Source organism: Pacificitalea manganoxidans (assembly GCF_002504165.1).
Taxonomy (GTDB): domain Bacteria; phylum Pseudomonadota; class Alphaproteobacteria; order Rhodobacterales; family Rhodobacteraceae; genus Pacificitalea; species Pacificitalea manganoxidans.
In genome coordinates this window covers 1,875,328-1,884,990 of sequence record NZ_CP021404.1, presented here as the reverse complement: position 1 = coordinate 1,884,990, position 9,663 = coordinate 1,875,328, and the positions used below count along the sequence as shown (strand labels likewise).

Sequence of the window (9,663 nt, the reverse complement as noted above, 5' to 3'; positions counted from 1 at the left end):
AATCACACACTACCAGCGTAGCCAGACGGGGGAAGGGAAACGTCCGCCGTCCTGCAAAGCCACGTCGAACCGCAAGTCCCGAAGCGCGCGGGCCTGCGCATCGGGGGTGAGATCATGAGCGAACCGTGAAGTCCGGCGCGTGGCTTCACGCCAGGCTCCGAACCCTTGGTCCAGAAACAGGGAGGTCTCCGATCCGTCTTCGAAGTTGAAACGGAAGAAACGCGCATGGGCGCAATCGGATTTTGTTCCGAGTAATACCCAAGCGCCAGGAAGGAGCGCCGACAGGACCTCCCGACGGAGCATATCCGTTTCCCAATTGTGCCAGAGTAGGAACCCTGGTCGTTCGGGCGACCCAAGCGCCTCTGTCACGATCTCCAGCCGCGTATCCGCGTTCTTCAAGGGAAGCGTGCGCCATGCCTCGAAGAGGAGGCGCGCAGTGAGCGGACTGCGCAAGTATCGATCATTGTAAGTAACCTGCACGAGACGCGCCGAGCCGGTGAAAACCTGAGGGCGCAGTCCCTTCGCGATGCCCCAGAGCCGCTGGCCGAACTGCCCGACCGGACCATCCAGTTCGGTGGTTACGTCCTTTTGGGCGGAGTTGCCCTCGCCATAGGCCGTGACCTTGTCCAACGAGAGCGCCGCGCTGACCGCCAACGGCACACGAGGGCCACGCACAGCCAGCGTCCGTGAGACGTCCCCCCAGCGACGGTTCACATGGCCGGCATCCTGATCTGGTGCAGCAATGGCAATCTCCTGCCCATCGAGGCGGGTCTCAGCGAGGATGGGCGCATCGCCTGCCGCGGGCAGATCGTCTGCCAGGTGCAAGCTTGCGCGTGCACGGGTGACGAGACGAACCAGATCCAGCTTCTGCGACATCTCCAGGCGGTGGACGTCAGACGACCGCATCACGATTGTGACCGGGACACCGGTACGGCCGGCATCTTCAGCAATGCGCGTTCCGGGCCATTCGGCCACGTCCCAGCCGGAAGGCGGGTCGGTCAGGAAGAGCGCCAGGCGCTCAATAGCGCTGTGTGCCAATTGCCGACCAATCCAATCGGCAAGCGGGCGCGTGACTGCCTGCGTTGATGGGCCGAAAAGCTGCAATGCCTCCGGAAGATCAAGGTGCGGCAAGATTTCCTTCTCCAGCAACTCCAGCGCGCCGGGTGGATCCATTGCCGTGCCGAATTGCAGATCGCGCCGCAACACGCATTCCGGGCATCCCGTGTCGCAGTTGGCCGGGCAGCGAAGGCGCGACGCGACTTCGCGTAGGAGGCTTGTCAAGTCACGATCCGCAGCGGAGGCAAATCCAGATCCTCCCGACGCCTTGTCATAAAGAAATATTGCGGTCCGCCGGGCCTCGTCAGGCCGCAGGCTGGGCGCGACGGCGAGTCCCATGGTTTCGGCATCCACGCCGAGCCGTGCGCCGAGCGCCTCCCGCAGCGCGGCGCCGATGGCTGCGGCCTGACCTTTGCCCGTTTCGGTGCTTGGCAGCGCATCGAGCTGAAGCTCGAATACGTCGGTCACCATCTCGGTTCCAAGTTTCACATGCCGCCGGATCTTGCGGGAGGCGTCGTCGTTCGCCGGGCAAAGACCGTCGTGGCGTGGGTTGTCGCGCAGCTTTTGAAGGGGCCGGTGTCGGACCATCCCGGCGGGCAGCGGCGAGTCGTGTTCTCCGATCTCTGCCTCTGCGCGACCGCAGGCAATGCAGACCGCGTAGCCGTCACCGTGATCGCCCGAAGCGGTAACCAGAACCCGCCCTTCGCGCGCGGTGCGATGGCGACCGACCTCGGGATCGGGAAGCGACACCCAGTTCTCCGGTTCGGCCGAGACACGGGGCGGATCGGGCGGCACATAGGCCAGTTGCTCATAGGCGCTGTGTGGACGGCGGGTCCCGAGGAAGCCCGCAGGGCGCAAAAGCTCTGTTCGGTCGAGTGGTTTACCGCACCGCGGGCAGTCGGCTGCCTCGTGCCGCGTGGTGCCGAACAGATTACACGACCGGCAGGTGAACAGTGTCCTGAGATCCTCGACCGAGCCAGGATCGTTACGGTTGCCCCAGGTCGGCAGCACGCCATCGGACCGATGCACCAGCCCGTCAATCACCACTTCACATCCCGGCGAATACTCCCGGATTGCCATGTCCAGCGGGCGCGAGGGCCCGGGCTCGCCCCCCCCTTTCCCGGCATAGTCAAAGGAAACCACATCAACCGGGAAGCCATAGGACGGCGTGAAGCCGCGTCGGGCGAGTTCGGTCATCATGAACTCCTCCCGCATGCGCTTCGCGCGCTTGCGGTAGAGCCAATGCGCTGGGTCAGTATCAGCATAGGCCGACTGCGCCTCGACGAGTTGCTCGTATTCGTCGCGCCAGCGATTTCGCATGGCGCCAAAATCGCCCTCGGCGCGCGACACCAGCCCAGTGTGGCCTGCAAGACAGGTCCCCCTGACCAGCCTGTCCAGCGCCTGGGAGACACAGTCCTGAGTTCCCCAATCGCCCTTGAGTGCAGCAAGGAAATCATCGGCGACACTGTCGGGCAGGAAGGGCGCACCCATCGCCTCCGTCGCGCCCATGAACGACGCCATGTTGGTCCGAATGCTCATCCCGCCACCCTCGCGCAGGAAGAGCCCTAACAGCGCCGCATTCACATGGCGCTGCACAAGGATCGCGGAGTCGAGCCGGACCTGCGGCGCCGCTACCTGCGCGCCGAGCAATTTCTCCGGCTCGCGGAAGATCATATTGTCGAGCGGCAAGTCCTTGCAGAAAGTGAACGCCATGGCCCATGGCTCACCCCGTCGACCGGCACGACCGATACGCTGCCGGTAGTTGGCAGGAGAAGGCGGGACGTTGGTGTTTACCACCAGACCAACGTCAGGGATGTCGACGCCCATCTCCATCGTTGTCGAGCAGTTCAGAACGTTGATTCTGCTCTCTCTGAATGCCTTCTCGTAGGTCTGCAGACTGGGGCGATCGATCTGCGCGGAATGTTCCTGCGCGCGGAGGAATGGGGTGAACTCGACAGTCCGGTCGTGCAGGTTCGTCCAGTGCCCATCGAGGCGCAGGGAGGCGATGTCCGGATCGTGCTCAAGCCAGGCACGCAGCTCGGATCGCTGTGCAACCGACGTGCCCATGGGGGCCGCCTCGGGCAAGGTCGGCATGGTGATAGCACGAGTGATCCCGGTTGCGGTCACGGCGTTCAGCGACACGGAGCCCGGCGCGAAAGGCAGAAGACGGCGGGTAACCGGGCACTCGAATGCCGTGTCGACCGGTGCGATAGCGGCTTTCTTGAAGTCGAGACGCCAGGCGCTGGGCGCGACCTGCACGATAGCGCCCGACTTGCGCAGTCGGTCCCAGATAGCGGTGAGGGTGGTCGCGGCCCTTTCCACGTCCGTGGCGCTGTCCACGCTGCCGTCCATCAGGCGGTAAATCAGTCGGACAAGGTTCGAGCGATCGGAATGCGCCGTCGGAAAGAAGCGAGGGTTCTCAACTCCGGGAACGTCGTCTTTGGAGAGACCAGGTTCCACGACCGCAGCCACAACACTTCTCGGTGAAATCCAGTGCCGAACGTCCGCCGGCTCTTCGGGCAGACGGATAGCAAGGTTGGTTCTGAAGACGAGGTCAACGGCCGCATGCAACAGATCAGCCCAGACTGTTTCATCATGCGAAGCTTCGCGCAGGGGTGCGGGAATGGACAAGCGCGCCTGTGCGACAAGCTCCGGGATTAGGAGCCGGGCGAGTCCCATCGTCTCAGCGTTGTTCTGCAGCCGCGGACGGCGGAACATTTCCCGGTAGAGGAAGAGCTCCGCCAGGGCCGTGGGATGCGTGGCCAACGCGTCGTCGTTCTTCGAAGGTCGATCCCGCCAGACGGGGCGCGCGAAATTGCGGAACTCTTCGTTCTGCGCGATGCGCAGCACCATGTCAGACCATGGCACAGGCTTCGGCGCGCCCTCCGCCTCATCCAGTGCGCCTCGCTTTTCCTCGAGCGTCCCGGCCAGGCTCGGCATGGTGGCAACCACCTGCTCGAGGTCCGAAATCTCCTTGCGCAATGCGGCGGCTTTTTCCGGATCCCCCTCCCGGTTCTGGACAGAGTGGTACATGATGGCGCGCGTCAGCGTGCGCTCAGCATCCTGCTGGAGCTTCGCAGAGAAACGCGCGGTGCCCTGACGCGAGTCGGTGAAGGATAGTAGGCGCCGCCCTCCGAATGGTACCGGATGGTCATGGCTACTGGACTTGGCAGCCTCGATGAGCAGCGGCATCGCGTTGCCCATGAGGAAGGGCGCACCAAAACGTTGCGGACGCACGGTAACGCCCTTGTGCCCGGCGCGCTCACAACAACCGCGGTCCTGTTCCGTGAGGATGGTCAGCGCCAGAACCCGATCCCCTTCTTTTGAAATCTCGAACAGGTGCGCGTCGGACACCCGAAGGAATTCCTCGCCGGTCCCTCGTCCCGGTCCTACGATCACGCTTTCGGACAAGAGCGGTGCGGCAGGTTCGCCGCTATCGTCTTCGGGTTCCACATCCAGGATGTAGTCGTCATCGATCCCCGTCCCGCGAGCTGGGCGCAATACACGATGGGGGCCTTCATTGGCGACCTCTGCGCGCAGCCATGGGGTCCCGCATTCATCGCAAGCTGCAATCTCAAACACCGGTGCTCCGCAGTCGCACCTGTCCCTTTCGGCGAAGTGGATGCGGCCGAAGGGCCAGTCTCCGTCCTCCTGCAGCAGGGCCTCGTCGCGCTTGCAACACTCGGGGTCGACACAGGTCCAGAGCCCGCCTTGCGCCCGATGGAACACATGCAGCCGCCATGGGGCAAGCGCGACGCCTGTGTCCGGATCAATTGCCTGCGCCGCCGCTTCAAGAAGGCGCAGCGCGCCTTCCGTATCGCCTTCGCGCCCCATCAACGCTGCCGCCGCACGAAGGCCGATACCGCGATCCCGCATCGCGGTGCGCACCTCACGCAGGCGAGGGTTCGGAGCCAGCTTGCGCCACAGCGCATCGTGCGCAGACGGCATCTCATCCGGCTCCAGCGTTTCGTCCGGGCCTTCTGGCGGTAGACGAGGCGCTCGTTCCTGCCCTTCTATCACCTCGACCTGAGTGGGGTTTAGGCCCGCCAGGTCGGCCAGGAACCGTCGCAAGGTCTCACGGTTCTCGTCGCCCTCGCCGATCGTCGCGGACGTCGCGGCAAGGCGGACATCTTCTGGAGCCACCCCGAATGCATCGCGCACGCGGCGCAGCAGAAGAGCCATCTCAGCCGCCTGTGCGCCGACGTAGCTGTGCGCCTCGTCCAGCACGATCCACCGCAGCGTGCCCTGCGATTTCTCGAGGATCGGCCGATCCTGCGCGCGCATCAGCATGTATTCCAGCATGGTGACGTTGGTTACCATGAGCGAGGGGGGCGTCTGGCGCATCGCCCGACGTTCCATCACCTGAGCGCCGCGTCTCTTCGGTCCCGGCACAGTATCGGGCATGTGGCGATTGTAGAGCGCATATGACAAACGGTTCGCCAGCGGGTCCATCCATGCACCCAGGCGCTCTTTTTGACTGTCGATCAGAGCGTTCAGCGGATAGAGCACGATGCCCCGTACGCCCGTGTCGCCGGGCTTGTGGCTGCGGAGAAGGTCGTTCAGCATCGGGATCATGAAGCACTCGGTCTTGCCTGACCCGGTCCCGCTGGTGACCATGAAACTGCGCCCAGCCTCGGCCGCTTCCCATGCGCGCAGCTGGTGCAGGTATGGCGCGACATCGTCGCCGCGCCGTGGCCAGCGTCGGTCATTCGGTGTGCCGTCCAGCAGGGTCCCGCGGTCCAATGCCGCGACGAGATCTTCGTCGAGCATCCCTCCGGCCAAGTCGTCGAGGCATATGTCCGCCCGTTCCCAAACGCGCGCCGCCTCGAAGACCGGGTCAGCCACGAAAGCGTCGGGCCCGCCGGCCTGCCCATGCAACCGTGCAGACAAATTGGCGCGCAAGCTGCGCGACTGCACGCGTCCCTTACCGATGACAGCGTCAGCGGCGCGGTCGTTCACGCGCGCCAGAATCGCGTCGTATCCAGAACTCGGCAATGCGCTCTGGTCTTTCATGGTTCGCCCTCTCAGGATTTCTGTTGCGCCAGCCAAGCGATTGCTGCTGGTTGCGCGGTCTCGTAGGCGGCCTGGTCTTCCTGCACAGCAAGCAGCAGCTCGACACGTTCCTTGGAGGTCGGCGGCGGCCGCAGGCCGAAGGCAATCTCGGCCACGACGAGAGGAGCCTCAATCAGGCCTCTCAAGTCGGGGTGGAAGACATCGAAGCCGGCGGGTCGTCTTCGCGCAGCCAAGGTGTGCAATGAATGCGAATTCTCGGCTTGGCGGCTAATGATGGCTCGCGCGGTTTCCAGCAGCGTGCCCTCAGGATTCTGTAGCCCACGTGACAGGCCACCAAGGCGCTGTGCCAGGGCGGCGATTGCCATCGGATCCAATTGCTGAAGCGCGAGGGCGACATGTCCCTCCAGTGCCGGACGCAAGCGCAGGATGTCCGCCGCACGCGCGGTCACAGCGTCGCGGGCATGCTCGTCTGCCCTATCGGCAAGAGCAGGCAGCGTTGATAAAGTCGCGTGCACAGCCGCCGCCTCGTCCGCGAAGCCTTTCGCCCAATCCACAGGGCCGACGAAAGACCATCCTGGGCCGCCGTGCAAGTCCAGAGACAGGGCGTCCTCGAGGTCGGACGGCGCCACGCGAAACAGCAGTCGTACGGCAGCCGAGGGCACTCTTGCCAGTGCGTGCACCTCGTCCAGCGCAGATGGCGAAACGCCGTTTGCAAGAAGCATCTCGGACAGGACAGCCAGGCGAGCGAGGTCATTTTCGATGTTGGTTTCTGAAAAGCGGCGGGCGTAGTGCGCAATACGGTCAGCCCGTCTTGGCGCATCCTGTCCCGTAGCCCCGGCAGGCTCGGGACGAACGTAGGGGCGTGGGGGACGCATTGGCACGCCGCCTTTACGCGGCAACAGGAACCAGCGCCCGCTTCCCAGGTGCGAAAGCCCCCGGGCTCCGGTCTCCACTACGCGCTCCGGGTCGTTCAGATCTACGGCGGTGATGGCGAGAGCGGGTTCGAGCACCGGCGTCTGGTCATTGAGCACCAACACGTCCTCGCCCAAAAGCTGCGTTTCCCCCAGTGCGTGACGCACTGTAAGTCGCGGCGATTGGTCTGCGCCCGTGATTACCCTCAGCCGGAGCTCGGCATCGGCTCCGCCTGTCACGAGCATCTCTTCCAAGAGCGACCGAAAAGCCGAAAGTGGCTGCTCGACCGTTACCCGTCTACCGACGATCGGCGCACCTCCAGCCGAGGGACTGTGTAGACGGATCCGCAACTCTGTCCGCCTATTTTCCGCCGGGACGATCCGCCAGTCCTTCAGAGTCTGCATCGAGATGTCTTGGTTTGACGCCAGTGTCTCACCCGCGACTGTCTGGAACTCGCCTCGAGGGCGCGGCAGATTCAGGACCCAAGACATGGGCGGTGCCCCATTGGGACCGGCCAATGTCAGTGGTAATCGCGCCTGGCTCCCCGTAGGAGCGTCAAGTTGCACCTCGACAACGCCATCGGCGTCGGGTTGCTGCGGTTTTCCGGATGCTACCCTCAACAACCATCCTGGCGGAACGCCGTCAAAACGGATCCGCCTGCGTGGATCGTCCCCATACGTCACCTCTCGCGCCGAGAACTTTGGAGGGACCAGGTTCACTATGACCCGGGCACCAACCCCGGCACCCTCGCGGACGGCAAAGGAAACGCGGCCCATCGTCGTATCCGGTGGCGATCCAGGATTCCATTTTACGCTGCCCGCCAACTGATGGCGCAGGTCCGCTCCGAGCAATTGCCGGAAGCCGCGTCCAGGATGCCGGTGAAGGATCGCCGGCACTCCGCGATGCACCGGCGTGCCGCGCGCATCGAGCAAGCGATACTCCAACGGGCCACTTGCGTGGATCTCTTCGCGGGAATCTTCATCAGCGCCTGTTTCGATCCGGGCATTGCCGCCGGCGACAAGGACACGCCCGCTTCCGGACAGTCGCCAGATCGTCCCGCCAGGCACCGAACCGTCAGGTTCGGCAACAAGAGAGTCAGTGCAGTGGAGAACCTTGCCTGCTTCGGCCAGCATCCAGACGTGCGGGTCGTGCGTCCGGAGGGCTGCGTTTCCAGCATAAGCCAACGCCTCGGCCCTGGCTTGACCCATTTCCGCCAGCCGCCAGAACGTCGGCCCGGCATCGATCTCGATCGCCTCGCCACCGGCGAGCCTCACCCGGCCGAGGAAGGCTCCATCGGCCATCGCCATCAGTTCGGCACCAGTATTCAGCGGGAAATGAAATCGCGCCGTTCGGCGCCCACTGATCCGGCGGCTGTCCCAGGGCCTGTCGGGCGCCTCACGATCCAGAGAGAAGAGCAGGTCCGGCACGGCTGATGCAAGCGCGCCGACCGGTGCCAGACGCAGCCGTCGTCGATCCGGTTCGACGCCCTGAACCAGTTGCGGCGCAATTTCTGCAGCCTCCTCGACTTCGATCCATGCTGACCAGTCACCGTCTTCACAGCGTCGCAGCACCCGGGTCATCGGGTCTGTCACCAATCCATGACGAGCGGAGACGAGAACTGCGTCCGATAACAGACTTCGTGCGGCCTCACCATCGAGCCGCAACGAAAGGGCGTCCCTCCAGCCCGGCTTGACCCGGTCAAGAAACGGCTCGACTTCCTGCGCCGACATGCCTTCGGGCGCGAGCTCCCTCAACTCGAGAACCTCGAACGCGAAATCCACGAAGAGCGCGTGATATTCGCCCGTCCGGTAGCCGACGGGAAGGCGGCGCGTCCGCCGGGCCGCGAACCCCAGTGCAACATCCCGCGGGCAACCCAGTCCGATGCGGGAAAGATCGGCCACCAACCCGACCAGCGCGGCGCGATAGCCGCCCCGCTGGTCGCTCAGAAGCCTGACCGGGATCCCGCCTTCCGCTGCGATAGCGCGGAGATATTGCACGCCGCTGTCCAGCCGGCGAACGGAGCGCCCCATGCGAGCCATGCCCACGCCCGTGATTTCACGCAGCTGCTGCTGGGCGAGGGCAATGCCCAGGGGCTCCGTCAGGAATTCCCACGACAGTCCGCCGCCGTCATACTCTTTCCGATATCTTTCCGCCGCCCAAAGAACAAAAGGTGCAGCCGCAGTTTTGAAACGGCCAAGCTTCAGATGCCGTTCAAGGGTCTTTTCAAGATGAGAGTAGTGTTCTTCATCAAGACGGTATGCATGTAGAGGTCGACCATCTGGCACAATGCTGCGAAGGTCAGCCAACTCGTGAATAACAGTCATTCTTATCTTCCTGCCGCTGCGCCCGATCCTGTCTTCGGTGCCGAGAAGACGCAAGAAGCATTTTCACTCACTTCGCACTCCGTGACCCTCAAGACCACAACGCTGAATTTCCAAATGCAGGGCATCCATATCCCTTGCACATTTCCGAATGTGAGCGTCTATTTGGACGCGAACCATTACTGGAGATTGCTATCCAGCGACGGGTGCATGTGCGCCGGGACGACGCCGAAGAAGACCGTGGATGCCTGATCGGCGCAGCGCGCGTCCGAGGCGCACCTGCATCGCGACGATCTCGAACTCCTGGCACGCCAGCCGCTCGGGCCCCCTCTCGGAAGCTGGTGCTCATGTGTTCGCAGAG

General features: G+C 64.0%; 2 protein-coding genes. Both read right to left on the bottom strand.

The window, feature by feature from the left end:
* Positions 1 to 9: 9 nt before the first annotated feature.
* Positions 10 to 6,069, bottom strand: coding sequence for a DEAD/DEAH box helicase family protein (locus tag CBW24_RS08630; RefSeq protein ID WP_097373341.1), 6,060 nt, complete (start codon positions 6,067 to 6,069; stop codon positions 10 to 12).
* An 11-nt stretch (positions 6,070 to 6,080) separates the two neighbouring features.
* Complete coding sequence (locus CBW24_RS08625; RefSeq protein WP_097373340.1) at positions 6,081 to 9,305, bottom strand: STY4851/ECs_5259 family protein; 3,225 nt, start codon at positions 9,303 to 9,305, stop codon at positions 6,081 to 6,083.
* Positions 9,306 to 9,663 lie beyond the last annotated feature (358 nt).